At 62.5% G+C, this 24,046-nt stretch carries 18 protein-coding genes; 5 read left to right on the plus strand and 13 right to left on the minus strand.

Going from position 1 to position 24,046, the window contains the following annotated elements:
* From B9N88_RS04565 to B9N88_RS04580, 4 genes are all read right to left on the minus strand, one after another.
* On the minus strand, positions 1-282 hold the full coding sequence (locus tag B9N88_RS04565) for a BrnT family toxin (protein WP_027603524.1): 282 nt from the start codon (positions 280-282) through the stop codon (positions 1-3).
* Between the two features lie 339 nt (positions 283-621).
* Positions 622-1,962 (minus strand): c-type cytochrome, encoded by a 1,341-nt coding sequence (locus B9N88_RS04570; RefSeq protein WP_027603525.1) that lies wholly within the window; start codon positions 1,960-1,962, stop codon positions 622-624.
* Between the two features lie 16 nt (positions 1,963-1,978).
* Positions 1,979-4,210 carry a xanthine dehydrogenase family protein molybdopterin-binding subunit gene (locus B9N88_RS04575; RefSeq protein WP_027603526.1) on the minus strand — a complete coding sequence of 744 codons (2,232 nt, stop codon included), beginning with the start codon at positions 4,208-4,210 and terminating at the stop codon, positions 1,979-1,981.
* Positions 4,210-4,668 (minus strand): (2Fe-2S)-binding protein, encoded by a 459-nt coding sequence (locus tag B9N88_RS04580; protein ID WP_027603527.1) that lies wholly within the window; start codon positions 4,666-4,668, stop codon positions 4,210-4,212. The genes B9N88_RS04575 and B9N88_RS04580 overlap by 1 nt, the downstream gene beginning before the upstream one ends.
* Positions 4,669-5,078: 410 nt before the next feature.
* On the opposite strand from B9N88_RS04580, the gene B9N88_RS04585 reads away from it, so the two are divergent.
* Positions 5,079-6,986, plus strand: coding sequence for a methyl-accepting chemotaxis protein (locus tag B9N88_RS04585; RefSeq protein WP_371263346.1), 1,908 nt, complete (start codon positions 5,079-5,081; stop codon positions 6,984-6,986).
* Positions 6,987-7,138: 152 nt separating this feature from the next.
* Here the strand turns inward: B9N88_RS04585 and B9N88_RS04590 are convergent, their stop codons facing one another.
* The gene (locus B9N88_RS04590; RefSeq protein WP_027603529.1) at positions 7,139-8,041 is read right to left on the minus strand and encodes a LysR family transcriptional regulator; all 903 of its coding nucleotides are present in this window, start codon (positions 8,039-8,041) and stop codon (positions 7,139-7,141) included.
* 106 nt (positions 8,042-8,147) lie between these two features.
* Here B9N88_RS04590 and B9N88_RS04595 point away from each other — a divergent pair, with 106 nt between their 5' ends.
* Together B9N88_RS04595 and B9N88_RS04600 are read left to right on the plus strand one after the other, a co-directional pair.
* Positions 8,148-9,512 carry an MFS transporter gene (locus B9N88_RS04595; protein ID WP_027603530.1) on the plus strand — a complete coding sequence of 455 codons (1,365 nt, stop codon included), beginning with the start codon at positions 8,148-8,150 and terminating at the stop codon, positions 9,510-9,512.
* Positions 9,509-10,783 carry a glucarate dehydratase family protein gene (locus tag B9N88_RS04600; protein ID WP_027603531.1) on the plus strand — a complete coding sequence of 425 codons (1,275 nt, stop codon included), beginning with the start codon at positions 9,509-9,511 and terminating at the stop codon, positions 10,781-10,783. The genes B9N88_RS04595 and B9N88_RS04600 overlap by 4 nt, the downstream gene beginning before the upstream one ends.
* A gap of 54 nt (positions 10,784-10,837) precedes the next feature.
* Here B9N88_RS04600 and B9N88_RS04605 read toward each other — a convergent pair whose 3' ends face one another.
* The gene (locus B9N88_RS04605; protein ID WP_027603532.1) at positions 10,838-12,520 is read right to left on the minus strand and encodes an AMP-binding protein; all 1,683 of its coding nucleotides are present in this window, start codon (positions 12,518-12,520) and stop codon (positions 10,838-10,840) included.
* Positions 12,521-12,783: 263 nt separating this feature from the next.
* On the opposite strand from B9N88_RS04605, the gene B9N88_RS04610 reads away from it, so the two are divergent.
* The gene (locus tag B9N88_RS04610; protein WP_027603533.1) at positions 12,784-13,560 is read left to right on the plus strand and encodes an ABC transporter substrate-binding protein; all 777 of its coding nucleotides are present in this window, start codon (positions 12,784-12,786) and stop codon (positions 13,558-13,560) included.
* 55 nt (positions 13,561-13,615) lie between these two features.
* On the opposite strand, the gene B9N88_RS04615 is transcribed toward B9N88_RS04610, so the two are convergent.
* From B9N88_RS04615 to B9N88_RS04640, 6 genes are all read right to left on the minus strand, one after another.
* Entirely contained in the window at positions 13,616-14,242 is a 627-nt protein-coding gene (locus B9N88_RS04615) for a helix-turn-helix transcriptional regulator (RefSeq protein WP_027603534.1), read from the minus strand.
* Positions 14,242-15,375: an NAD(P)/FAD-dependent oxidoreductase gene (locus tag B9N88_RS04620; protein WP_027603535.1), complete on the minus strand. Its 1,134-nt coding sequence runs from the start codon at positions 15,373-15,375 to the stop codon at positions 14,242-14,244. Before B9N88_RS04620 ends, B9N88_RS04615 begins: the two co-directional genes overlap by 1 nt.
* Positions 15,372-16,307, minus strand: a complete 936-nt coding sequence (locus B9N88_RS04625) for an ornithine cyclodeaminase family protein (protein WP_027603536.1) — start codon at positions 16,305-16,307, stop codon at positions 15,372-15,374. The genes B9N88_RS04620 and B9N88_RS04625 overlap by 4 nt, the downstream gene beginning before the upstream one ends.
* Positions 16,308-16,420: 113 nt before the next feature.
* Positions 16,421-17,872 (minus strand): AdeC/AdeK/OprM family multidrug efflux complex outer membrane factor, encoded by a 1,452-nt coding sequence (gene adeC / locus B9N88_RS04630; protein ID WP_027603537.1) that lies wholly within the window; start codon positions 17,870-17,872, stop codon positions 16,421-16,423.
* Position 17,873: 1 nt separating this feature from the next.
* A complete protein-coding gene (locus B9N88_RS04635; RefSeq protein WP_027603538.1) occupies positions 17,874-21,035 on the minus strand; it encodes an efflux RND transporter permease subunit in 3,162 nt (1,053 codons plus the stop codon).
* An 18-nt stretch (positions 21,036-21,053) separates the two neighbouring features.
* The gene (locus B9N88_RS04640) at positions 21,054-22,265 is read right to left on the minus strand and encodes an efflux RND transporter periplasmic adaptor subunit (protein WP_051429292.1); all 1,212 of its coding nucleotides are present in this window, start codon (positions 22,263-22,265) and stop codon (positions 21,054-21,056) included.
* A gap of 150 nt (positions 22,266-22,415) precedes the next feature.
* On the opposite strand from B9N88_RS04640, the gene B9N88_RS04645 reads away from it, so the two are divergent.
* Complete coding sequence (locus B9N88_RS04645) at positions 22,416-23,039, plus strand: TetR/AcrR family transcriptional regulator (protein ID WP_027603540.1); 624 nt, start codon at positions 22,416-22,418, stop codon at positions 23,037-23,039.
* 16 nt (positions 23,040-23,055) lie between these two features.
* Here B9N88_RS04645 and B9N88_RS04650 read toward each other — a convergent pair whose 3' ends face one another.
* Entirely contained in the window at positions 23,056-24,036 is a 981-nt protein-coding gene (locus B9N88_RS04650) for a helix-turn-helix domain-containing protein (protein ID WP_027603541.1), read from the minus strand.
* Positions 24,037-24,046 lie beyond the last annotated feature (10 nt).

The raw sequence follows: 24,046 nt of genomic DNA on the forward strand, positions 1-24,046 counted from the left end.
TCAAGCCTCCAGATAACGGCGCCGTTCATTTTTTGATGCGAGCCTGGCGCTGATAACGCGTACGAAATTCGGATCGCGGTAAGTGTATGTCACTACCAAAATTCGTCCCCTCGCGTCAGTGCCCATGGTCACCCAGCGCTCTTCATCGTGATCGTGGTCTTGTATCGTCAGGGCGATCTCATCGTTGAACACCGGCTCTGCCTCCGCCAGGCTTATGCCCTTGTGCTTCTGCTGATTGGCGATGTTTTTTGCCTCATCGTATTGAATCCTGAACGTCTTCATTATGCATACTTTATATGTATGAAAAAGCGGTTGAAGGAACCGTCAGTCAGGAAGATGGCCCGCCATAAATAGCGGTAGTGTGAATTTGCCATGTTCCGCTCGGTCAGTTGGGTCTCGATCTTGCTGAGGTTGCCAACATATTTCCGTGCGTAATGGTTAATCCGTTACGTAGAAGGATTCTGTTTTGATTGTCGGAAGAGGCGAGCTTGAACAGGTGAGTAATCGGACAGATCAACGTTCGCGGGGCCGGATCAATACTAAGTTTGTTCACATCAACCCTTATTCCCCGGCATGCTCATTTCACTGACCACGCCGGGGAAAAGATCAGGACAGCGACTTTTAACGCATATGCAAAATAATCGGACTGCTGCTGGCCGGGTCGGTATGCCCGCGCAGCTTGCCGACTGCCGTGGCGTCGACCGCCTCCCCGTGGTTGCCCCAGGTGCTGCGCACGTAGGTCAGCACCTGGGCGATTTCCGCGTCGGACAGTTGCTCACGAAACGCCGGCATGCGGTAGGCGTCCGGTACGCCGGCGGCCACTACCCGCTGTGAGCCGTTGAGGGTGATGTTGATCGCCGAGGCGCTTTCCCTGGCCAATGCCGAGGTGGCGCCGGCCAGGGGTGGCATCCATTCGGGCTGGCCCTTGCCGTCAAGGCCATGGCAGGAGGCGCAGCGGGTCGCGTAGGTGTGGGCACCGGGGACGTCCTGGCGTGTATCGGCGGCTACGTACTGCCAGGGCGTGCCGTCACGCTGTGGGTCGCCGGGCAGTGACTTGAGGTAACGGGCGATGGCGGCCAGGTCGGCGTCTTCCATGAACTGCGTGGAGTTGTTGAACGCTTCGGTCATCGAGCCGTAGACCACCGCATGGGCGTTGCGCCCGGTCTTGAGGAATTGCACGATCTGCGCCTCGCTCCAGCGCCCCAGGCCGGTGTTGGGGTCCTGGCGCAGGCTCGGAGCGTACCAGCCGTCGAGCAGGGCGCCGGCGAGGAACGGCTTGCCGGACTCGTCCAGGGCTTTTTCGTTGAAGGCCAGGCCGCGCGGCGTGTGGCAGCTGCCGCAGTGGCCAGGGCCCTGGACGATGTAGGCGCCACGGTTCCATCGCGCGTCCTGGTTGGGTTTGGCCGCGTAAGTGGCGGTCGGCGCGAAGAGGCCGTTCCACAGGGCAATGGGCCAGCGCAGATTGAGCGGCCAGGGAATATCGCTGGGGATGTTGGGCTCGCTGGCCGGCTGTACGCCTTGCATGAAGAACGCATACATCGCGCGGATATCGTCGTCGCTGAGCTTGGCGTAAGACGGGTAGGGCATCGCCGGGTAGAGCCGCCGCCCGCCCGGTGCTACGCCGTGGCGCACTGCACGGTCGAAGTCGGCGAGGCTGTAGGTGCCGATGCCGTGGGTGCGGTCCGGGGTGATGTTGGTGGCGTGAATGGCGCCCAGCGGCGTGGCCATTTCCAGGCCCCCGGCGAAGGGCGCCTTGCCCGGCAGGCTGTGGCAGGCGACGCAGTCACTGAGGCGGGCGACATATTCGCCGCGACTGACCTGTGCGGGGTCGACGCTGGCGGCCTGTTCCTGCGCGAACGGGGTGGCGGGCTGGCGGGTGACATACCAGGCCAGCAGGCCGGCGGCGACCAGGCAGGGCAGCACCAGCCAGCCTGCGGTTCTTGCGAATCGACGGTTGTTCATGGGCGGTCTCGCTCGGTTAGCTGAAGGTGTGTCGGCTTAATGGCAGGCTGCGAACACGCTGGCCGGTCAACTGCGCTACCGCATTGACCACGGCTGGCGCCACAGCGGGGAGCGGAGGCTCACCGATGCCACCCATCTTCTCGCCACTCTCGACAATCTTCACGTGTACCTGCGCCATCCGTGAGGGCGGCAGGATCGGGTAAAGGTCGTAATTGCGTGCCCGTGGCTTACCGTCCACGTACACCGCTTCCTCCAGCAATGTCTGCGATAAGCCCAAGGCCACCGCGCCATTGACCTGGGCTTGCACAATCGCCGGGTTGACGATGCTGCCGGGGTCGATGGCTTCCCAGATGTGGTGCACCTTGACCTGGCCGTTTTCAAGCGACACTTCGGCGATCACCGCCGCGTGGGAGCCGAACGGCGAGGCCATGGCCACGCCGCGTGCGCGCCGGGTACCGTCTTCGGCGGTGTAGGGGCCACGCTTCCAGCCCCCGGACAACTCGCCCACGGCCTTGAGCAGGGTGGTCAGCCGTGGGTTGTCGCGCAGCAGATGCAGGCGCAGCTCATAGGGATCGCGGCCGCCTTTGTCCGCCAGCTCATCGAGGAAGGCTTCGTAGAAAAAGTCATTCAACGAATTGCCCACCGAACGCCAGTAGCCGAGCATGGCCGGGCCCTTGACGTAGATCTGCGCGATGCGTTTGTTGGGGATGGCGTAGCTCTTGCCCGACAACCCTTCAAGGGCGGTGGGGTCGAGTTTTTCGCCCTGCTTACCGGCGATGGCCTCGGTAGGGCCTTCGGTGGCGCTCACCGCTTCGATCGCCACCGGCAGGCCGTCGGCGTCCAGCGCGGCGCGGAACTTGACCACCGCGACCGGGCGCAACACGTCGCGCAGGAACTCTTCCTCACGGCTCCAGATCAGCTTGACCGGACGGCCCACCGCCTTGGCCAATGCAATCGCCTGGGGGTAGGGGCTGGCCGAGTCATACAGGAAGTGCCGGCCGAAAAAACCGCCCAGCAGCGGCGAGTGCAGGGTCACCTGCGCGGGGTCGAGCCCGGCGCGCTTGGCGATGTCGGCGCGGAACAGATCGGGCGCCTGGTTGGGCAGCCAGATCTCCAGCGAACCGTCGGGGTTGAAGCGCGCCAGGGCTGACGGTGGCTCCAGTTGCCCATGGTTGAGGTACTGGTTGTGGTAGGTGGCTTCGACCTGGGTCTTAGCGTTTTTCAACGCGCCGGCCACATCGCCTTCGTTCTCGTCGTCACGGGCCGGGCCTTGCTGGGCCGCGAGGAAATCGCGAAAGCCGTCGCTGGAAAAATCAGCGGGCATGCCGCGCACTTTTGAGTCGGCCGTCGGTTCCTGCCAGTCGACCTGGATCGCCTCCACCGCACGCTTGGCGTGCCACCAGCGTTCGGCCACCACGGCCACCGCGCCGGGCAGCACGTGCACGGAGTGCACGCCTTTCATGGCTTCGACCTGGGATTGATTGCGCAGGCTGCCCACGGTCATGCCCAGGCGCGGCGCGTGCTGCACGGCGGCGTGGAGCATGCCGTCGACCTTGATGTCGATGCTGTACTGCGCCTTGCCGGTGGATTTGTCATAGGCATCCAGGCGCTTGACCGGTTTGCCGATCCAGCGGAACTGGCTCGGGTCGCGCAGGGTGATGCCGGCCGGGTCGGGCACCGGCATGTCCAGGGCGCGGCCGGCCAACTCGCCGTAGCCCAGGGAACGGCCGGAGGCGGCGTGCACCACGCGGCCGGGTTGGGTGGTCAGTTGGGCCACCGGCACACCAAGCTGCTCGGCGCCGGCCTGCAACAGCATGGCGCGGGCGAGGGCGCCCAGGCGGCGCATGACCGGGTAGCTCATGCGCACCGACATGCTGCCGCCGGTGATGCGCATGCCGTTCTCCATCACCACATAGGCCTCACCGGGTGGCGCGGCTTCGACGATAAAGGTGGCGGGGTCGGCATCCAGCTCTTCGCCGACGATCTGCGCCATGGCGGTGTGGGTACCTTGGCCGCCTTCCATAAAGGGGCTGAGCAGGCGCACCGTACCGTCCGGGCGAATCTCCAGGAACGCCGGTACCTGGGTGCCGCGTTCTGCGGCGGCAGCGGCCTGCACCCTGGCCGAACCCAGTGGCAGGCCAAAACCGATGACCAGTGCACCCACCGCCGTGCTGGCGAGGAAGCGTCGACGCGACAGGTTGATCGGCTCGCCCAGGGTGAGGCCGGGGATGACGGATGGCGTGTTCATCAGGCGCTCTCCTTCCCGGCGGCCAGGTCATGCATGGCGGCATGGATGGCGTTGTAGGTGCCGCAGCGGCACAGGTTGACCATGGCCGCGTCGATTTGCGCAGTGGTCGGCGCGGGGCTGTGCTTGAGCAGCGCGGTGGCTGCCACCACCTGCCCGGACTGGCAGTAACCGCATTGCGCCACCTGATGCTCGACCCAGGCACTGACCACCCGCTTGCCCACTTCATCAGCTTCGATGGCCTCGATGGTGGTGATCTCACGCCCGACCACCCCGGCCACCGGCGTGACGCACGAACGCACGACATTGCCGTCCACCAGCACCGAGCAGGCGCCGCATTGGGCCAGGCCACAGCCGTACTTGGTGCCGGTCAGCCCGAGGTCATCGCGGATCACCCACAGCAGCGGCGTGTCGGCGTCGGCGTCGACCTGATAGGTCTTTTGATTGATGCGTAATTCCATGGCTGGCTCACCTACTGATCATCGGTCGGGATAGCGTGTTTCTTATAAGAAAGGCGATGGGCGCCCATTGTCGAACTCTAGATCAGGGCACAAGGGCCATCTATGAAAAAACCGAACATTCGGAGGATCAGGCAAGTATTCGAGAGGATTGAGTCAGTCAGGCAGGTGCTCGATCAACACAGGGGCCGGCAGCCGATTGGTTTGTGAGGGTTTATTGATCTGGGTCAGTACAACCCCCTATTGGCTCCAGATGGCCGTCCGAGAGCGGTAGCGCCGTTTTCATGGGTGATATTATGGCGCCACTATCTTGGCGTGACAGGCGCCAGTCTGATCCATGGACATGAGGCTTTAGGGAAATGCTTAAGAACGCTCCGCTGCGTCTGAAACTGTTGTTGATTCTGCTGCTGCCCATGCTCGGGTTCCTGACCATGGCCGGCGTGTTTGTGGTGGACAATTACAAAACGCTGCGCGACATGAACACCACGGTGATGGCCAGCGCCACCGCCCAGAAGTTGAGCCAGTTGATTACCACCTTGCAGCGTGAGCGTGGTGCCAGTGGCGTGTTCCTCGGCAGTGGCGGCAAGTCCATGGGCGAGCGGATGGTGCAGATGCGCAGGGATTCCAGCGCGGCCGTCGAGGTGGTGCGCGGTTTGTCCACCTCCGGCGGTGCGAACCTGGACAACGTCCTGCGGGCCCTGGACCAGTTGCCGGCGATGCGTGGGCAGGTCGACAAGCTGAGTATCAACAGCACCGAATCCGGCGCGCGGTATACCGAGATCATTCAAGTGCTGACCGGTTACACCCATTCCCTGGAAGCGAGCGTCAACAACGCGACCATCGTCTACGCCCTGGGGGCCCTGAATCAATTTATCGAAATGAAAGAGCGGGCCGGGCGCGAGCGCGTGGTGCTGGGCCTGGTCTTCAGCCAGGGGCATTTCGATGAGGCGCTGTTGTCGCGCTTCAGCCGCAACCTGGGCGAGTTCGGCGCCTATTACGATGCGTTCCGGCGCAAGGCGCCCGCGGCCTCGCTGGCGCAGTTCGATACGCAAATGCAACAACCTGCCGCCGTCGAAGTCGGCAAGTTGCAGCGCCTGGCGTTTGAGGTGCCGATGGGGCAGGCGCTGGGGATCAAACCCGAAGCCTGGTTTGAAACCTCTACCCAACGCATTGACCTGATGAGCCAAGTGGAGGAAGCCCTGGGCCAAAGTGTCAGCAGCCTGGCGATGCACGAGCGGGATGACGCCCGCCGCGCCCTGTGGCTGACCGTTGGCGCGGTGATCGTGTCCCTGCTGGCGGTGGCGGTGTTGTCCTGGCTGATCATCCGCATGATCGATTCGGCGGTGCGCGACCTCAACCGCGTGCTCAATGACCTGGCAGAGCGCGATCTCAGCGCGCGGGCGACTTATGAAAGCAAGGATGAATTCGGTCAGATCTCGCGCAACCTCAACCGCATGGCGCAAGAGATCAGTGGCGTGGTGCAGGAAATCGGCAACGCCACCGCGCAGGTTGCAACGGCAGCGGAGGAGTCTTCCACGGTGACGATGCAGACCAGCCAGAGCGTCGAGCAACAGCGTCAAAGCACCGAACTGGTGGCCACGGCGATCAACCAGATGAGCGCCACCGTGCGCGAGGTGGCGCACAGCACCAACGATGCGGCGCAGCTGTCGCAGCGGGTCAATACCAGCACCACCCAAGGACGCACCGAGATCGAAGGCACCATCACCCTGATCCGCCAGCTCTCGGGGCAGGCCGAGGACACCGCGCTGATCATTGGCGAACTCAAGCAGGAAAGCGATGGGATTTCCTCCGTGCTCGACGTCATTCGCGGCATTGCCGAGCAAACCAACCTGCTGGCCTTGAACGCGGCCATCGAAGCGGCGCGGGCGGGGGATCATGGGCGCGGATTTGCCGTGGTGGCGTCCGAGGTGCGGGTACTTGCGCAGAAGACCCAGGAGTCCACCGGGAACATTCAGCAGATGATCAGCAACCTGCAAAGTGGTTCGGATCGGGCGAGCTCGTCCATGCAGGAGACTCTGGGCAAGGCCCAGGACGGCGCGCGCAAGGTCGAACGTGCAGGTGAATTGTTGTTGGAGATCGCCGAAGGCGTGGCCAGTATCAGTGATCGCAACCTGCAGATTGCTTCGGCGGCCGAAGAGCAGAGTGCGGTTTCAGAAGACATCAACCGTAACGTCAACGAGATCAACGACCTGGTCATCCAGGTCAGTGCCGGCGCCGAGCAAACCGCAATCACCAGCCAGGAACTGGCGCGCCTGGCCGAGCACCAGCAGCGGCTGGTCAATCGGTTCAAGGTGGCGTGAGGCGAGGGCGGCCTGCTCCGATGGCGGTGGGTCAGTCGACCTCTACAGTGACTGACACTCCGCTATCGGGAGCAAGCCCCCTGCCACAGTTGTTTGGTGGCGATGGGTGGATGGCAGCAAGGCCTTGATGTCGTCCAAGCCTGCTCCTGCAGTCAGTCCGCCCAGCCGTCACGCACCGCACTGCGAATCCCCTCCAGCAACATCGCGAACGCCGGGTTGTCATTGTTCTCGCGCCAGATCAGGTGCAGTTCACTTTGCGCGCCTTCGCCCAGGTCGATATCGCGAAACACCACGTTCTTGAACACCACGCTGCTGGCGCAACGCGGTACCAGCGCCAAGCCCATGCCGGCGTTGACCAGGGCCAGGATGGTCAGAGACGAGCCCAGCCACTGCACATATTCGGGGGCGACCCGGGCCGAGCGCAGCAGGCCGGTGAGCAGTTCGTTGAACGGCGGGTAGGCCGCATGGGCATACATCAGGAACGGCTGGGCGTCGAGGTCGTGGACGCTGACGCTGTCGGCACTGGCCAGTCGATGGCTGCTCGGCACCGCCAGCACGAAGGGCTCGCGCACCAGGCATTCGGTGGCATAACCGGGTTCCAGCAGGGGCGCGCGGACGATGCCCAGGTCGATGCGCCGCGCACGCAGGGCTTCGTATTGCTGGTAGGTGTTCATCTCCGAGAGGTCGATCCTGACCTGGGGCTGCTTGAGCCGTGCCTCGGCAATGACCCTGGGCAAAAACTCATACACCGCGCTGCCGACGAAGCTGATATTCACCGTGCCGATATCGCCCTCGGCAAACCGCCGGGCGGTCACGGCTGCCTGCTGGGCGCGCTCCAGCAGGTTCTGGGCCTCGATGAAAAATGCGCGCCCGGCGGCGGTGAGGGCGACGCTGCGGGTGGTGCGGGTAAACAGCTCTACGCCCAGATGATGTTCGAGCAATTGGATCTGCCGGCTGAGGGGCGGCTGGGTCATGTTCAGGCGTTCGGCGGCGCGGCGAAAATTCAGCTCGGTGGCCACGGTGGTGAAGCAGCGCAGTTGTGTCAGTTCGAACATTGATCTAATCCAGGTATCAATCGAATGCCAAGTTAGATTAGACGGGAACAATCCCCGGCGTCCATCATCGGTGCGTCCCTAAAAAAACAATGAGTGGGAGTTGCCCTTGGATACCGTCCAGAATCCGCCCGACCCGAGCGTGCTCGCCCGCGCAGCCGCCAAGGTCAAGCGCCATGTGCTGCCGTTGTTCGTGGTGATGTTCATCGTCAATTACATCGACCGGGTCAATATCGGCTTTGTGCGCAGCCATATGGAGACCGACCTGGGCATTGGCGCCGCCGCCTATGGCCTGGGTGCCGGGTTGTTTTTCATCGGTTACGCGATCTTCGAAGTGCCGTCCAACCTGCTGCTGCAGCGCTACGGCGCACGGGCCTGGTTGACGCGCATCATGTTCACCTGGGGCGCGGCAGCGATGGCCATGGCCTTTGTCAAAGGCGAAACCAGTTTCTATATCCTGCGCTTCGTGCTCGGCGCGGCCGAAGCCGGTTTTTTCCCCGGCATCATCTACTACTTCACCCAATGGCTGCCGGCCGCCGAGCGCGGCAAGGCGATGGCGATTTTCCTCAGCGGTTCGGCCATCGCCTCGGTGATTTCCGGGCCGGTGTCGGGGGCGTTGCTCAACGTCAGCGGCTTGAGCCTGCATGGCTGGCAGTGGATGTTCCTGATCGAGGGCTTTGCCTCCATCCTGTTGTGCGGGTTTGTGTGGTTCTGGTTGCAGTCTCATCCCCATCAGGCCAAGTGGCTCAGCGCCGAAGAAAAGCAAGCACTGGTGACGGCCATCGCGCTTGAGCAAACGGCCCGCGAAGCCAACCGGAGCGTGCGGCCGTCGATGTTCAAGCTGCTGGCCGACAAACAGATCGCGCTGTTCTGCTTTATCTACTTTTCCATCGCCCTGACCATCTACGGCGCCACGTTCTGGCTGCCGAGCATGATCAAGAAAATGGGCAACCTGGGCGACTTCCAGGTGGGGTTGTTCAACTCGATCCCGTGGTTGATTTCCATCGTCGCCATGTATGGGTTCGCTGCCCTGGCGAGCAAGTGGAAACACCAGCAGGCGTGGGTGGCGCTGATGCTGGTGATCGCCGCCGTCGGCATGCTCATGTCCACCACCGGCGGGCCGGTGTTTGCGTTTGTCGCCATCTGTTTTGCCGCGATTGGCTTCAAGGCCGCCTCGGCGCTGTTCTGGCCGATCCCCCAGGGTTACCTGGATGCGCGCATCGCCGCGGCGGTGATCGCCTTGATCAATTCGGTCGGCAACCTCGGCGGTTTTGTTGCACCCACCACCTTCGGCCTGCTGGAGCAGACCACCGGTTCGATTGAAGGCGGACTGTATGGCCTGGCCGCGACCTCGCTGGTGGCCGCGGTGGTGGTGTTTTTTGCGCGCACCGCACCACGGCCCGGTGTGCCGCCCACCTCCAAACCGACTCATCATCCCGCCTTGCGTCCAGGCCCACAGGGAGCCGCCTCTTGAAAATCGTCCGCGTCACCGTCACCCCCATCGCGTTTCGCGACCCGCCGCTGCTCAACGCCAGCGGTATCCACGAAGCCTTCGCGCTGCGCTCGATCATCGAAATCGAGAGCGACACCGGCTACATCGGCCTTGGCGAGAGCTACGGCGATGCCCCGGCGCTGGCGATCCAGCAACAGGTCAAGGACCAACTGATCGGCCTCGATCCGTTCAACCTCAACCAACTGCGCGCCATCGTGCAGGCCACCGTGGCGGCGCACAAACCCGCGAGCATTGCCGGCGCCGAACTGGCCCCCGGTTCCCATGCGAGCAAGGCAGTGAGCAATGCCTATTCGGCGTTTGAGGTGGCGTTTCTCGACCTGCAGGCGCACTCATTGAATGTGCCGCTGGTGGACCTGCTGGGCGGCGCGATCCGCGACCGGATCCCGTTCAGCGCCTACCTGTTCTTCAAGTATGCCGAGCACATCGACTCGCCCTATAAACCCGACAGTTGGGGCGAAGCCCTCAACGAAGTACAGATCGTCGCCCAGGCGCGGCGGATGATCGACACCTATGGCTTCAAAAGCATCAAGCTCAAGGCCGGTGCGCTGGACCCTGAGCATGAAGTGGCGTGCATCAAGGCCTTGAAAAAGGCCTTTCCAGGCGTGCCGCTGCGCATTGACCCGAATGGCAACTGGTCCCTGGAAACCTCGATTCGCATGGCCGAACTGCTCGGCGATGACCTGCAGTATTACGAAGACCCGACCCCCGGCCTGGAAGGCATGGCCGAGTTGCACACACGCACCGGCTTGCCCCTGGCGACCAACATGGTGGTCACCGATTTCGATGAGTTCCGCCGCAGCGTGGCCCTGGACAGCGTGCAGATCGTGCTCGCCGACCATCATTACTGGGGCGGCCTGCGCGACACCCAGGTATTGGCGAAGATGTGCCAGACCTTTGGCCTGGGCGTGTCGATGCACTCCAACTCACACCTGGGCATCAGCCTGATGGCCATGGCCCACGTGGCCGCGTCGGTGCCCAACCTCGACTACGCCTGTGACACCCACTACCCCTGGCAAGAACCGGACGAAGAAGTGATCAAGGGCGGCAAACTGCCGATTGTCGACGGCTGCGTGAAGATCACCCGCGCACCGGGGCTGGGCCTGGAACTGGACCCTGACCAACTGGGCAAGCTGCATGACCAATACCTCAGCTGCGGCATTCGCCAGCGCGACGACGTGAAGCAGATGCAGCGCTATCAACCGGATTGGAAGACCGTCAAACCGCGTTTCTGAAGCTGGTCGCTTCGTTTTGCCCGGTGGAGCCTTTAGCGGCCGCCGGGCTTTTTTTCAGCTGAAATCTTCCTCGAAGTGTTCCTGTTCACCCCGTGTATCACTCTGGCGTCGCACCACCTCCATCTGTCGCAACTCCACCCGGCGGATTTTGCCGGAAATGGTCTTGGGCAATTCGCTGACAAACTCGATCCGCCGCACCCGCTTGTAGGGCGCCAGATGCTCGCGGGCGAACTCAAGGATGTGGCGTGCCAGCTCGGCGCTGCCCGGGGCGTCGTGGGCCAGGATCAGGAACGCCTTGGGCACCGCCAGGCGCAACGGATCGGGGCTGGGCACCACGGCCACTTCCATCACCGCCGGGTGTTCGATCAGCGCGCTTTCCAGCTCGAAGGGGCTGATCCGGTAGTCGGAGGCCTTGAACACGTCGTCGGCGCGCCCCACGAAGGTGATGTAGCCGTCGGCGTCGATCTGCGCGGTGTCGCCGGTGCGGTAGTAACCGTCGCGCATCACCTCGGCGGTTTTCTCCGGGCTGTCTTCGTAGCCGAGCATCAGGCCCAGTGGGCGTATATCCAGGGGCAGGGCGACTTCACCCTCGGTGCCCGGCACGCCGTCGGCGTCCAGCAGGGCCACCTGGTAGCCCGGCAACGGGCGGCCCATGGAGCCTGGCTTGAGCAACTGGCCCGGGGTGTTGCCGACCAGGGCGGTGGTTTCCGATTGGCCGAAGCCGTCGCGCAGCGGCAGGCCCCAGGCCTGTTGGATCTGCTCGATGATCTCCGGGTTCAGCGGTTCACCGGCGCCCACCAGTTCGCGCAGGTTCAGGCGCGATTTGTAGCTGGCCAGGTCTTCCTGGATCAGCATGCGCCACACCGTGGGCGGGGCGCACAGGCTGGTCACCCTGTACTTTTCCAGCGCGCCGAGCAATGCCTGGGCACTGAACCGCGCGACGTTATGGATAAAGATGCAGGCGCCGGCATTCCACGGTGCGAACAGGCAGCTCCAGGCATGCTTGGCCCAGCCCGGCGAGGAGATGTTCAGGTGCAGGTCGCCGGGTTGCAGGCCGATCCAGTACATGGTCGACAGATGGCCGACCGGATAGCTCTGGTGGCTGTGCAGCACCATCTTCGGTTTTGAGGTGGTGCCGGAGGTGAAATACAGCAGCATCGGGTCCGTGGCCAAGGTACGGCCCTCGACCTCGAACCGCTCGGGGTATTCGAAGGCGGCGCTGTGCGCGACCCAGCCAGTCGGCGCCGCTCCCACGCAGACGCGGCTGCAACCTTCGCCCAGGCCCTCGAACTTGCCGACATGCGCCGCGCCGACCACCAGGTGGCGGACCTGGCCCCGCTCGATGCGGTCGTGCAGGTCGACGGGGTTGAGCAGGGCGGTGGCGGGGATCACCACGGCGCCGAGCTTGAAGGCGGCCAGCATGGTTTCCCACAGCGCCACATCGTTGCCGAGCATCAGCAGCACGCGTTCGCCACGCTTCACACCGAGGGCGCGCAGGTGGTTGGCCACCTGGTTGGAACGCGCGGCCAGTTGCTGGAAGCTGTAGCGCTGGTCGCTGCCGTCCTCTTCGACGATCCACAGCGCGTCGGCGGCATTGCCCTCGGCCATGGCATCGAAGTAGTCCAGGGCCCAATTGAATTCGCTCAGCTGTGGCCAACGAAAATCCCGGGCGGCGGTGGCGTAGTCGGTGCGGTGCGCGAGCAGGAAATCCCGGGCAGCCAGGAAGGACTGGGTCATGGTCGGTGTCCTTAATTATTGTTGTGGGGACTGGCCCTTCGGGTGCACCGAGAGGCTGGACCGAGTATAGGCACGCATAAATAAGAGCAAAACGCTCAAAAACACCGGAGCGTTGTGCAAAAAAGTCATGGGCGATAAGGGCTGGCGAGGAGTGATTGACGGGTGATACGTAAAAGTCCAGTATGGAATTATAAGTACAAAATACCCGCTCCAGCTTTTTCTTCACGCTTGCCAAAACCAATAACAACTCGCGAGACACGACCATGAAGAAACTCTCCCTCATCACCGCCCTGGCCTTGGGCCTGATCGCCTCCAGCCAGCTGCTGGCCGCCGAGAAAACCCTGCGTATCGGCATCGAAGCGGCTTACCCGCCGTTTGCGTCCAAGACCGAAGAGGGCAAGATCGTCGGCTTCGACTACGACATCGGCAATGCGCTGTGCGCGCAGATGAAGGTCAAGTGTGTGTGGGTCGAAGGTGAATTCGACGGCCTGATTCCTTCCCTCAAGGTGAAGAAAATCGACATGGCGTTGTCGTCCATGACCATCAATGACGATCGCAAGAAGTCGGTGGATTTCTCCCACAAGTACTACTTCACCTCGTCGCGCCTGGTGATGAAGGACGGTGCCGTGGTGGACGACCAGTACGCCAGCCTCAAGGGCAAGACCGTGGGTGTGCAGCGCGCCACCACCACCGACCGTTACGCCACCGAGGTGTTCGAACCCAAGGGCATCAACGTCAAGCGCTACAGCAATAACGAAGAGATCTACATGGACCTGGCGGCAGGCCGGCTGGATGCGATCTTTGCCGACACCATTCCCTTGAATGACTTTTTGCAGATGCCTCGGGGCAAGGGCTACGGGTTTGTCGGCCCGGAACTCAAGGACCCGAAATACGTGGGCGAGGGCGCCGGGATCGCGGTGCGCAAGGGCAATACCGCACTGGTCAGCGAACTGAACAGCGCCATCGACGGCATTCGCGCCAGTGGGGAATACCAGAAGATTTCACAGCAGTACTTCAAGGCCGATATCTACGGCGATTGAGCGTCCTGCGCGGGCAAAATGTGGTGGGAGAGGGCAAGCCCCCTCCCACATTTGATCAGCCCTTGAGTTCCTTCAAGTGCTTGTAGACCGTGGCCCGCCCCATGCCCAGCACATTGGCCACATAGTTCGAGGCGCTCTTGCCCTTGAACGCGCCTTCGGCATGCAGCGCCAGTACCAACTCGCGCTTGTGGTCACGGGTGAGCAGGTTCAGGCTCAGTTGGCGCTCGCGCATCCAGGCATGCAGGAACGTGTTGATGCGCTCCTGCCAGTCATCGCGAAACAGCGAGTCCGGTTGCGGGATCAGCTTGCTCGGCGACAGGAACAGGTCCAGCGCGGCCTTGGCGTTTTCGAACAGTGAGATATTCAGGTTGATGCACAGCACTGCCAGCCGGCGACCTGTGTGGTCATGCAGCACGGTGCTCAGGCTGCGGATTTTCTGGCCATCCCAATTGAGCTTTTCGTAGGGGCCGATATTCACGTCGCTGACGTCGGCGCTGAGCATGTCCTCCAGCGCCGAGTCGTCGCCAATGCCCCGTTTGGACAGGTTATTGGCGATGTAATCGACTTTTTGCGTGCGCAGGTCATGCAGCACCACTTCGGCGTGGGGGAAGAACAGCGTGGCGATTGCATCGGCAATCGCACGGAAATTCTGCAGGACTTTTTCGTGTTCGGCGCTGTTCATCAATGGGGCTCCAGGCGGGCGAGGGAGAGCATACCAGCGTCGAGGGCGAACCGTGTCAGTGCCTCCGGCAACGCTTCACCGCGCACCAGCGCTGCACTGGCCTGGCCCATGGCGGGGGAGGTCTGGATCCCATAACCGCCTTGCGCCGCCACCCAGAACAGGCCGGGTACCAGCGGGTCGAAGCCGCTGAGCAAATCACCATCGTGCACAAAGCTGCGCAGGCCGGCCCAGGTGCGCGTCGGGCGGCGGATGCTCAGGGTGGTGGCTTCTTCGATCTGGTAGATGCCCATGGCGATGTCCAGCTCTTCGGGCTGTACATCCTGGGGCTCCACCGGGTCGGCATTCGCCGGCGAGCCGAGGAACATGCCGGCGTCGGGCTTCATGTAGAAGGCTTCGTCGAGGGCCACCAGCATCGGCCAGGCATGGCTGTCCACGCCTTCGGGGCCGGCGAAGATAAATGCCGAGCGCCGCTTGGGTTGCAGGCCGATGGACGCGGCGCCCGCCAGCCCGCCGATATGATCGGCCCAGGCGCCGGCGGCGTTGATAATGATCGGCGCGGTGTAGGCCCCGTCCTGGGTGTTTACGTGCCAGAGGCCCGCGCTGTCACGGCTCAAGCCCAGCACGTGGCTGTCGGTACGCACTTCGCCCTGATTGCGCCGGATCCCGCGCAGATAGCCCTGGTGCAGGGCGTCGGTGTCGATGTCGCTGGCGGTCGGGTCATACAGCGCGCCATGGACTTTTTCCCGGCGCAGGATCGGCAGGCGCGCGCAGGCTTCATCCGCCGTGAGCCGTTCGACCTGGGGCACCGTGGCCTTGGCACTCAGGTACTGGGCCTGCAATTCGGCAGCGTCGCCGTTGAAGTCCACGGTCATTTCGCCGCGCGGCGTCAGCAGCGGGTGCTCGCAGAAACCCGGCGGCGGGTTATCGAAAAACGCGCGGCTGGCCTGGGTCAACGCCCGCACCTGCGGGGTGCCATAGGCCGCCGTGTAGAGCGCCGCCGAGCGTCCGGTGGAGTGATAGGCCGGGTGGGATTCACGCTCCAGCACCAGCACCTTGGCATGCGGCGACAACCAGAAACCCGTGGACGCGCCGGCAATGCCGCCGCCGATGATGATGAAGTCGGCGTGGCTCATAACAGTCTCCAGAGGGCATTGGCCAGGGCGATGTCTTCCAGGCCCAGGCCGATGGAACGGAAAAATACGTGGCGGTCATAGGCCGGGCGCTGTACCTGCTCACTGAGCAGTTCGGGCAGGTCGCCGGCGATGGCGTTTTTATCCCAGCCGTGCTGTTCAGCCGCGATCAGCATCTCGCCGGCCGAGCCGGGGGTGGTCTGGCGATAGTCGCAGAACACCTGCATGGCGTTGAGGCTCTGGGGCGGCACTTCATGGGCACGCGGGGCGTTGGTGCTGATCGAGGTGATCAGCGCCGGCTTGCTCAAGCGCGACGGGTCGATCACCGGGCCGGCCGATGAGGTGCACAGCAGGATCACATCGGCGTCGGCCACCGCCGCATCGCAGCTGTCGGCGACGCTCAAGCGTGGATCCAGGCGTTTGATGGCGTCGGTATTGGCAGTGGCCAGGCTGGGCGAAAACACACTGATGCTCTGCCAGTCCCGCAGGTTTTTCACGTAGTGCAGATGCGCCTGGGCCACCTTGCCGTTGCCGATGATCGCCAGGCGCCGTGCTGCCTGCGGGGCCAACGCCTCCACCGCCAGCGCAGTGGTCGCGGCGGTGCGCGCGGTGGTCAACTCGGCGGCATCGCACAGCAACAGGGGCTCGCCGGTTTGCATCGACATCAACAGCGTCCAGGCCGTTACCAGCGGCCCTTGCTCGCGCACGATATACGGCGAGGTCTTGACCCCGTACACCCCCTCTGCAGCCAGCACGCCCAGGTAATTGATGAAGTCGCCCGCGCCGTGGGGGAACGCCACTAACTGCTGCGCCGGTTGCACCGCATGCCCGGCGGCCAGGGCGCGGAACAGCGTGAGCAGGATCTGCGGTACATCGACTTGGGCGAGCAATTCGCGGGCCTGGGCTTGGTTGATGACAAAAGGGGGGCTGGACATGGAGAGCTTCCAAATTAAACTAATTTGTCCATTATGGACTTTTAGTTTTATTGGGCAACCACTGGGCGCAAAAAATCTGCAGACCTTCTCCCCTACGTTAGAAGCAACGGTGGTCAGTTTGTCACTGAGCTCACCTTGGCGACCACGGCCCCGCGAGTTTCGACCCATCCTCCTCCAAGCACTTTGTAGAAGGTCACCAGGTTTGTCAGGCGCGACAACTGCGTGCCGATCAGGTCCTGTTGCGCGGTGTAGAGCGAACGTTGCGAGTCCAATACCGTGAGGTAACTGTCGATCCCCTGACTGAAGCGTGCCTGTGACAGCCGATAGCTTCTGGCGGTCGCATCTACCAGCGCTTGCTGTGCATCAAGCTGGCGCCCCAGTGTGCCGCGTTGCGCGAGCGCATCGCTGACTTCGCGAAACGCCGTTTGAATCGCCTTCTCGTAGTCCGCTACATAGATGTCTCGATCCGCTGTGGCGCTGGCCAGGTTGGCTTGGTTGGTACCGCCATCGAAGATCGGCAGCGAGAGTTGCGGCGCGAAACTCCAGGTTCCCGAACCGCCTTTGAACATGTTCGACAAACTCGCGCTTGAAGTCCCCGCCGAAGCCGTGAGGGTAATGCTTGGGTAAAACGCCGCACGGGCGGCGCCGATGTAGGCATTGGCGGCCTTCAGGTCGCGCTCGGCCTTGAGTATGTCGGGGCGGCGTTGCAGAAGGTCCGAGGTCAAGCCGGGCGGGATGTTGGCCAAAGGGCTCGCTTCGGCTGTCGAGCGTTCGGGCAGGGTCTTGGGCAGCAGCGCGGCTGGCAGATCGGCACCGACTACCAGGCGCAATGCGTTCAGGTCCTCGGCGACTTGAGCGGTATATTTTTCCACATCGACGCGTGCCGTTTCGACGCTGGTCTGTGCCTGGCTCAGGGTGAGGGCGGAAGATGAACCCAGGTCGAACATGCGCTGGTCGAGTGCGTAGCTGTCTTGCTGGCTGGTGAGCGTATCGTGCGCCAGCTTGAGTCGGTCCTGGTCGGACGCCAGTGTGAGGTAGTCCGTGGCGACTTCCGCGATCAGGCTGATTTGAGTGCTTCGGCGATTCTCAGCCGTGGAGAAGTATTGCTCGAGTGCCTGCGCGCTGAGGCTGCGCAAGCGACCAAACAGGTCCAGTTCGTAGGCACTGAAGCCCAGCGTCGCGCTGTAGCTGTGCGTGACCATGGCCTGGCCCGTCTGGGATTGATCGGCCGGTGTGCGGCTGGCGCTGGAGCTGCCGCTGGCATCGACGCTGGGAAATAACGCCGCGTCTTGAACGCGGTAGGTGGCGCGGGCCTTTTCGATATTGAGCACCGCCACCCTCAGATCGCGGTTGTTGGCCAGGGCCAGCTCGATGACTTTTTGCAGGGACGGGTCGGTGAACACATCGCGCCAGCCCAGGTCAGCGACCGGCACGGTGGGCACTACGCCCTGGTCTTCGGGGAACGTCGCCGGGACGGGCGAGGGTGGAGGCTGGTAGGCCGGTATCAGGCTGCAACCGCTCAACAGAGCCCCCACTACCAGTACAGAACGTGTAAACCGTTGCATATCAGAGACCTTGTGCAGGGGCTGGTTGGGCAGGGGATTGCGTGGATGTCGGCGCAACGGTTTTTGGGTTGAACAGGCGCATCACCAGTACAAAAAACAGTGGAACAAAGACAATCGCCAGGAGCGTGCCGGAGAGCATGCCGCCGATCACTGCGCTGCCCAACGCGTGCTGTGCACCGGCCCCCGCGCCGCTGCCCAATACCATCGGTAACACGCCAAGAATGAATGCCAGGGACGTCATGAGTACCGGACGCAAGCGCATGCGCGCGGCTTCGAGTGCTGAATCCACCAGGCTCTGACCGCCGGCGTAGAGGTCTTTGGCGAACTCCACGATCAGGATGGCGTTTTTCGAGGCGAGGCCAATGGTGGTCAATATCCCGACCTGGAAGTACACGTCGTTCATTTTCCACGTCAGGATTGCGCCGACCAGGGCCCCCAGCACCCCCAGCGGTACTACCAGCACCACTGACAATGGAATCGCCCAGCTCTCATACAGTGCGGCCAGGCACAGGAACACGAACAGGATCGACAGGCTGTACAGCAAGCCGGTCTGGCCGGTCGAGGCTTTTTCCTGGCGCGACAGGCCAGTCCATTCGTAGCCGATGCCGGTCGGCAACTTGGCAACGGCGTCTTGCACGATCGCCAGTGCTTCGCCGCTGGACGCGGCTCCAGGCATGGCCATGCCCAATATCTCTACGGACGGGACGCCGTTATAGCGTTCAAGCCGAGGCGACCCCGAGGCCCACACCGCCTTTGAAAAGGCAGAGAAGGGCACCATGCCGCTGTCACTGTTGCGGATGTACCAGCGATTGATGTCATCGGGGAGCATGCGGTAGGTGGCATCCGCCTGCAGCATGACCTTTTTGACCCTGCCCTTGTCGATGAAGTCATTGACGTAACTGCTGCCCCAGGCAGCCGAGAAATTGTCATTGATATCGGCGATCGACACACCCAGTGCCTGGGCCTTGTCCGGGTCAATCTCGAGCTGCAGTTCAGGCGCGTCTTCCTGGCCGTTGGGCCGCACCGCCACCAGGCGCTTGTCTTTTGCGAGCTCGGCGAGCAGTTGGTTACGCGCACTCATCAAGGCTGCGTGGCCAAGGTTGGCGCGGTCTTGCAGCATCAGGTCGAAGCCGGTGGCATTGCCCAACTCCGCCACGGCCGGCGGGGCGAACGCAAATACCCGTGCGTCCCTGAGCGTCGAAAAGTAAGCCATGGCTTTGCTGGACACACCAGACACACTGAGCGCGTCACCCTTGCGCTCATCCCAGGGCCTGAGTTTGACGAACGCCAGGCCGGTGTTCTGGCCACTGCCGGCAAAGCTGAAGCCGGACACTGTGAACACGCCGGAGACCGCATCTTTCTGATCGACCAGGAAGTGTTGCTCGACCTGATGAATGACTTCATCGGTACGCGCGCCTGTCGCACCGGGTGGCAATTGCACCAGTACGAACAGGGTGCCCTGGTCTTCATCGGGCAGGAAGCCGACCGGCAACTTCATGAAGCCGAAGACCACCGCGGCCAGCACCACGGCGTACACCAGCATGTACCGCCAACCCTTGCCCACGATGTGGCGCACGATGCCTTGGTAGCCAAGGTTGCCTCGGTCAAACGAACGGTTGAACCAGCCGAAGAAACCGGTGGTAGCAGCGCCATGGCCTTGCTCAATGGGTTTGAGTAACGTTGCGCACAGGGCGGGTGTGAGCACCAGCGCTACCAGTACCGACAGCGTCATGGCCGAGACGATGGTGATGGAAAACTGTCGGTAGATCACGCCGCTGGAACCACTGAAAAACGCCATCGGCACAAATACGGCGGCCAGCACCAGGGCGACGCCCACCAAGGCTCCGGTGATCTGGCCCATTGACTTGCGAGTGGCCTCCTTCGGCGATAGCCCTTCCTGGGCCATGATCCGTTCGACGTTTTCCACCACGACAATGGCATCGTCCACCAGCAAACCGATGGCCAGTACCATGGCAAACATGGTCAGCGTATTGATCGTGAAACCGAACGTCGCGAGCACGCCGAAGGTGCCGAGCAGCACCACAGGTACAGCTATCGTCGGAATCAGCGTGGCCCTGAAGTTTTGCAGGAACAGGTACATCACCAGGAAAACCAGTGCCACGGCTTCAACCAGGGTACGTACGACCTCCTCGATCGAAATACGCACGAAGGGCGTGGTGTCATAGGGCTTTTGCACGGCCATGCCGGGCGGGAAGAATTGCTCAAGCTCTGCTACCCGGGCGTCTATCGCCTTGACGGTGTCCAGGGCGTTGGCACCCGCGGCGAGCTTGATAGCCAGGCCCGCAGCGGGTTTGGCGTTGTAACGTCCGGCACTGGTGTAGCTTTCACTGCCCAGTTCTATGCGCGCAACGTCACGCAGGCGCACCTGAGAGCCATCAGTCTGGGTGCGCAGCAGGATGTCTTCGAATTCTTTCGCCGTTCTCAGGCGGGTCTGTGAGGTGATCGTCGCGTTGATCTGCTGGTTGCTGGTAGCGGGGAGGGCGCCCAACTGCCCGGCGGAGACCTGGACGTTCTGCGCCTGGATCGCGGTTTTCACATCGGTTGGCGTAAGGCTGAAGTTGGCCAACTGGTCGGGGTTGAGCCAGATGCGCATGGCGTACTGTGAGCCAAACAGCGTGGTGTCGCCCACCCCTTCAACCCGACTGATCGCATCCTGCACGTTGGCGGCCACGTAGTCCGAGAGGTCGGAGCCGCTCATGCTGCCGTCCTCGGAAGTAAACGCCAGGACATTGAGGAAGTTCGTCGCTGACTTTGTCACCGTCAGGCCCTGGTTCTGCACCTCTTGCGGCAACAGCGGTGTTGCCAGCGCGAGCTTGTTCTGAACCTGCACCTGCGCGGTATCGGGGTTGGTGCCGTTCTCGAACGTGAGTGTGATGGTGGCCGAACCGGAGGACTCACTGGTGGATGACATGTAGCTCAACCGGTCCAGCCCCTTCATCTTCTGCTCGATGATCTGGGTGACCGTGTCTTCCAGTGTCTTGGCCGACGCGCCGGGATAGGTGGCAGTAATTGCCACGGCGGGAGGCGCGATATCCGGGTACTGCGCGATCGGCAGCGTGAGGATCGAAAGGATGCCGGCCAGCATCACGAGAATAGCCAGCACCCATGCGAACACCGGGCGATCAATAAAAAAACGTGCCATGAGTAGCTCTCTCGCAGGTCAGTTTGACGCGGTGGCCTTGATGGCTGGCGCAGGGGGGGCAACGTGGGAGGCGTCGTCAGTCGGTTTGGTTACCCACGGTGTGACATTCACCTCCAGGCCCGGCGCGGCGTTTTGCTGGCCGTCGACTACAAGCTGGTCCCCCGGCTCAAGTCCGGCCTGCACCAACCACTGATCGCCTACTGCCCGCTCGGTCTGTAGTGGTCGACGCTGCAGTTTTTTCTCGCTGTCGACGACATAGGCGAACGGCTTGCCCGCACCATCCCTGGAGACCGCTTGCTGGGGCACCAACAGGGCGTTTTCCTTGACGGCCTCCTGCAGTATCGCGCGCACATACATGCCGGGCAGCAGCTCGCCGTCGGGGTTGGGAAATACCGCCCGCAAGGTGATCGTGCCGGTGTTCTGGTCCACGGTGACATCCGAGAATTCCAGGGTGCCCTCGTGCGGATAAGCGCTGCCATCTTCAAGCAGCAATTGCACCTTGGCCGAGTTGGCGCCGCTCTTTTGCAGTTCGCCTCGGGCCATCGCGTGTTTGAGTTGCAGCAGCGCGGTGCTGGATTGGGAGAGGTCGACGTACAGGGGATCCAGCTGTTGGACCGTCGCCAGTTCCGTGGTCTGGCTGGCGGTAACCAGTGTGCCGGGGGTGACGCTCGACTTGCCGATGCGCCCGGAGATCGGTGAATCCACACGGGCGTAAGACAGATTGATACGGCTGCTTTCAACGTCAGCCTTGGCTGATGCTACCTGGGCTTCGTCCTCGCCGAGGGAGGCGCTTGCATCATCGTAGTCCTGTTGGCTGACCGCCTGGATGGCCAGCAATTGCTTATAGCGTTCGGCCTTGAGCCGCGCAGTCTTGAGGGTTGCTTGCGCTTTGGCGAGCGCTGCTAGATTGCTGTCGTGGGTGGCCTTGTAGGTGGCCGGGTCGATTTGATACAGCGCCTGGCCTGCAGTGACATCGCTGCCTTCCTTGAACAGGCGAGTCTTGATGATCCCGGCAACTTGCGGGCGTACCTGCGCGACCAGGTACGCTGAGGTGCGGCCGGGGAGTTGTGTCGTCAGCGCCAGATGCCGGGGTTGCACGGTGATCACCCCCACGGTCGGTTTGCCCTGTGCAGGTGGAGGACCACCCGGCGGCTTGCCGCAGGCGGTGAGAAAGCAAGCAGCAGTACAGGCTGCGAAGAAGCTTAAGAAGTAAGTCAGGGGCGGGCGCAAGGCATTCTCCAGGGCGGGAAGGAGGAAGCGGATTAGTTATTTAAATACCGTACCGTACGGTAATGTATTGAGGTAAATTTGCGCCGTCAACCGGGATGAACGCCCCTGGGGTATCATCCGGGCGTTTGTGGAAGCAGTGGAGCAAGGGTTATGCGAGTCAAGACTGAAGCCAAACGCGAGTCCATCGTCGAGGCTGCAGCGCAGGTTTTTCTGGAGTTCGGCTTTGATGGTGCGTCCATGACGCAGATCGCCACGCGAGTGGGCGGATCAAAGGGGACGTTGTACGGGTACTTCAGCAGTAAGGAGGAGTTGTTTGTCGAGGTCATGCATGGCATGGCCAAGCGTTTCCTGGAGCCCATCTTCGAAGCGTTGCAGAAGGACCATGATGACTTGCGGCATGCATTGCAGCAGTTCGGCGAGCGCACCCTGGCCGTGTTGTGCCTGGAAGCTTCCATTCAGGCACGCCGCGCGATCATCGCGCAGTCGGGTCGCAGTGACATCGGCTTGCGGTTCTACGAGCGGGGCCCGAAAAAAGGCATGCGCGAAGTGGCCAGTTTCCTGACGCGCCGGATCGAGGCGGGCCAGCTCAGGCCGTGCGACCCGGAGGTCGCAGCCTGCCACCTGATGGCACTGTTGGATTCGGAGACCGTCACTCCTTGTCTGTTGGGCGTCAACCGCAAGCCTTCGACCGCCCATATACGAGCAGCGGTAAGTCGTGCGCTGGATACCTTTCTGGCGGGCTATGCGCTCGGGCCTCACAGCGTTGTCCCCTAGGGAAACGCGGCCTGGCTCATTGGGCGGCGCTGGCCGTTTCACGGTAGAGCCTGGGCGGCATGCCGAATGCTGCCTTGAAATGGCGACTGAAGTGAGCGCTGCTGCCATAGCCCCAGGCGTAAGCAATGTCGGTGAGCGAGCGATGGCTGAGGTCACGGTTGCGTAGGTCTTGCGCGCAGCGCGCCACGCGGCGTTGCCAGATGTACTCGCTGACACTGCAACCGAATTCGTCCTGGAATGCCCGATGCAGACTGCGCACGGAGCAGTGTTCGGCAAACGCGATGCGCTCGATGCTCAGGTCGCGGTCGGCCAGGTGAAGTTCGATATAGCGCTTGAGGCGGTTCTGCTTGTAGTGACGGAAGTCGTGTTCGAGCTTCTTCTCTTCCTGCTTGTTGCCCAGCGCATTGTTCAAAAGCCCGACGATACTGTCGCCGATCAGCGCCGCCGACTGGCTGTTCAGCAGCGGATATTGGCTGTAGGCGTCAACGATAAGGTGCATCAACATCCGCCCAAGCCCGTTGCGTGCGCTGATATGCAGGTCGTCAGCGTCCAGTGCCTGCCCGGCGCCTTCGTTGAACAACAGGATGAAGTGCTCACAGCCTTGTGGGCTGCTGACGTTGAATGGTTGGGCGCAGTCAACCACCAGCAACTCGTCGGGCGCCAAGGCGTTGCTGTGCTTGCCTTGCTGGAAATGACTGACGCCGGCGGTTTGCAGAATCAACATGCGTGACGTATCGGGTGCCTCGACTGCTTTGCTCAGGTGACGGGAGTAGCGGTGCGCGCTGGCGGTCATGCGGCAAAAACGCAGTTTTCCAAGATCGCCGTATTCCAGGCGGCCCTGGAAATCGGCATCGTGCAAAGGTTCGATGTAGGTGGACTCGAGGCGCTTGATGTACTCCGGCGTGCGGCCGAGGTTGTCACTCATAAACTCCTTCCACTTCATCAGGCGGTCGGAGCGCATCACTTGATCGGTAGAAACGCAGGCTAGATTGCTCATGGTTCGCCTC

Source organism: Pseudomonas sp. LAMO17WK12:I1 (assembly GCF_900177315.1).
Lineage (GTDB): Bacteria > Pseudomonadota > Gammaproteobacteria > Pseudomonadales > Pseudomonadaceae > Aquipseudomonas > Aquipseudomonas marginalis.

Coding starts and splice junctions, on each gene's coding strand:
- B9N88_RS04570 (WP_027603525.1), bottom strand. CDS start 1,962: ATGAACAACCGTCGATTCGCAAGAACCGCAGGCTGGCTGGTGCTGCCC.
- B9N88_RS04645 (WP_027603540.1), top strand. CDS start 22,416: ATGCGAGTCAAGACTGAAGCCAAACGCGAGTCCATCGTCGAGGCTGCA.
- B9N88_RS04610 (WP_027603533.1), top strand. CDS start 12,784: ATGAAGAAACTCTCCCTCATCACCGCCCTGGCCTTGGGCCTGATCGCC.
- B9N88_RS04590 (WP_027603529.1), bottom strand. CDS start 8,041: ATGTTCGAACTGACACAACTGCGCTGCTTCACCACCGTGGCCACCGAG.
- B9N88_RS04620 (WP_027603535.1), bottom strand. CDS start 15,375: ATGAGCCACGCCGACTTCATCATCATCGGCGGCGGCATTGCCGGCGCG.
- B9N88_RS04575 (WP_027603526.1), bottom strand. CDS start 4,210: ATGAACACGCCATCCGTCATCCCCGGCCTCACCCTGGGCGAGCCGATC.
- B9N88_RS04565 (WP_027603524.1), bottom strand. CDS start 282: ATGAAGACGTTCAGGATTCAATACGATGAGGCAAAAAACATCGCCAAT.
- B9N88_RS04625 (WP_027603536.1), bottom strand. CDS start 16,307: ATGTCCAGCCCCCCTTTTGTCATCAACCAAGCCCAGGCCCGCGAATTG.
- B9N88_RS04650 (WP_027603541.1), bottom strand. CDS start 24,036: ATGAGCAATCTAGCCTGCGTTTCTACCGATCAAGTGATGCGCTCCGAC.
- B9N88_RS04615 (WP_027603534.1), bottom strand. CDS start 14,242: ATGAACAGCGCCGAACACGAAAAAGTCCTGCAGAATTTCCGTGCGATT.
- B9N88_RS04605 (WP_027603532.1), bottom strand. CDS start 12,520: ATGACCCAGTCCTTCCTGGCTGCCCGGGATTTCCTGCTCGCGCACCGC.
- B9N88_RS04585 (WP_371263346.1), top strand. CDS start 5,079: ATGCTCGGGTTCCTGACCATGGCCGGCGTGTTTGTGGTGGACAATTAC.
- B9N88_RS04635 (WP_027603538.1), bottom strand. CDS start 21,035: ATGGCACGTTTTTTTATTGATCGCCCGGTGTTCGCATGGGTGCTGGCT.
- adeC (WP_027603537.1), bottom strand. CDS start 17,872: ATGCAACGGTTTACACGTTCTGTACTGGTAGTGGGGGCTCTGTTGAGC.
- B9N88_RS04580 (WP_027603527.1), bottom strand. CDS start 4,668: ATGGAATTACGCATCAATCAAAAGACCTATCAGGTCGACGCCGACGCC.